The organism is Arthrobacter sp. I3, from assembly GCF_000520575.1.
Classification (GTDB): Bacteria; Actinomycetota; Actinomycetes; order Actinomycetales; family Micrococcaceae; genus Arthrobacter; species Arthrobacter humicola_A.
In genome coordinates this window covers 40,908-42,562 of record NZ_KI914931.1, presented here as the reverse complement: position 1 = coordinate 42,562, position 1,655 = coordinate 40,908, and the positions used below count along the sequence as shown (strand labels likewise).

Annotated in this window: 3 tRNA genes; all 3 read right to left on the bottom strand. The window is 60.2% G+C overall.

Going from position 1 to position 1,655, the window contains the following annotated elements:
• Positions 1-1,022 precede the first annotated feature (1,022 nt).
• The 3 genes from Y706_RS0113550 to Y706_RS0113540 all read right to left on the bottom strand — a co-directional run bounded on the left by Y706_RS0113550 (position 1,023) and on the right by Y706_RS0113540 (position 1,543).
• Positions 1,023-1,096, bottom strand: a tRNA-Met gene (locus Y706_RS0113550).
• A gap of 62 nt (positions 1,097-1,158) precedes the next feature.
• Positions 1,159-1,230, bottom strand: a tRNA-Thr gene (locus Y706_RS0113545).
• 241 nt (positions 1,231-1,471) lie between these two features.
• Positions 1,472-1,543, bottom strand: a tRNA-Thr gene (locus Y706_RS0113540).
• Positions 1,544-1,655: the final 112 nt, after the last annotated feature.

Here is a 1,655-nt window from a genome sequence, read left to right as displayed (position 1 = left end):
GCGCTGAGTCCGTCATGGAAACCCGCCATCATGGCTGAGACCAGCCATTTGAACGGGGCCATGATGGTGCCAAGAAGGTCCACTGATATCCCCAACCGTCAGTTGCTGCAAAGTACCGTGAGGCTACACCTGGGCGGGCTTGAAGTGATCTTCACCCGCCCTCGCGGATTAACGACGAACTTGCACCCTTGGCTAGGCCCGATCCTCCAGGAAAGGAATGCGAGGCCGCTTCGCCAGGATCATGTCGGCAAGCGCCAAACCAGTTTCCGTGTTCTGCCTCCCGGAAGGCACCAAACGAATGACTGCGACATAAGGGGTACCCCACGATTCAACCTCAATGACCACAAGGGGACGGCGGCTCAGCGGCCTCCGCAGGTTTTCCATTCTCACGGAGACAACCTGTTCCCAGGGCACCAATCCGAAATAGACGGGCCGCCGTCGTTGCCTGACCAATTGGAGGCCGCGGTCGTCCGCGACCAGGTCCAGGACGAACCCTGCCCCTTTCGTCTTTGATGTCAGCGGCCCCTTCTTGAGGAATCTCCCGAGTTCTCGCCCGGTCCAGAAGGTGTCGACGACGAGGGCTCCAGGATGGTCCAGCTGCAGCCGCCTCTTGAATGTTCTCGCCTCGTGGAACAACCAGCCAGCCAAGGCGGTATGACAACCGCCATGATGAGCAGGGCCACCCCAAGAACCTTGAGACCGTCCGGATAGCTCATGGCTTCGTGGAACTTGACTAAGAGTCTGACCAGAAGAACCGCAACCCCGATGGCCCCCAGTGCCGTGCCCAGCCGACGCTTGGTACCCATCAGACCTCCCCCAAAAGGCTGGCCAGGCTGGCCGCGTTACTGATTGCCGTACCTATTGTGTACTGCCTGCTTGCTGATGCCTAGGCACAGCTCGATGGTCTCCCGCGTTGACCCCATCAGGCGGTCTGCTGCTTCTAAGGATTGAACCCCGATACCCGTCCGGGCTTGGAGACAGAAAAACCCCCGGAATCTCAAGGATTCCGGGGGTCTTGTCTGTAGCGGTGGGGAGGCTCGATCTCCCGACCTCACGATTATGAGTCGTGCGCTCTAACCAACTGAGCTACACCGCCGTAAATGAGGAAAACCTGCGCTAAGCCGGTCAAAAACCGCCTTGACACAGGCCCTCATTCAGAGCCCCCCACCGGAATCGATCCGGTGACCTCGTTCTTACCAAGAACGCGCTCTACCACTGAGCTAGGGGGGCAACGAGTAAATACTCTACCGGAAGATTCGCCCACCAACAAATCGGCGGCCGTACGACGCCGGACCGGCCGGAAACAGCGGAAATCCGGGCTCCCGGGGCGGTCCTGGGGGCCCGAATCGGCTCCCGGGACCAATCGGCGGCTATGAGTCGTGCGCTCTAACCAACTGAGCTACACCGCCGTAAATGAGGAAAACCTGCGCTAAGCCGGTCAAAAACCGCCTTGACACAGGCCCTCATTCAGAGCCCCCCACCGGAATCGATCCGGTGACCTCGTTCTTACCAAGAACGCGCTCTACCACTGAGCTAGGGGGGCAACGAGTAAATACTCTACCGGAAGATTCGCCCACCAACAAATCGGCGGCCGTACGACGCCGGACCGGCCGGAAACAGCGGAAATCCGGGCTCCCGGGGCGGTCCTGGGGGCC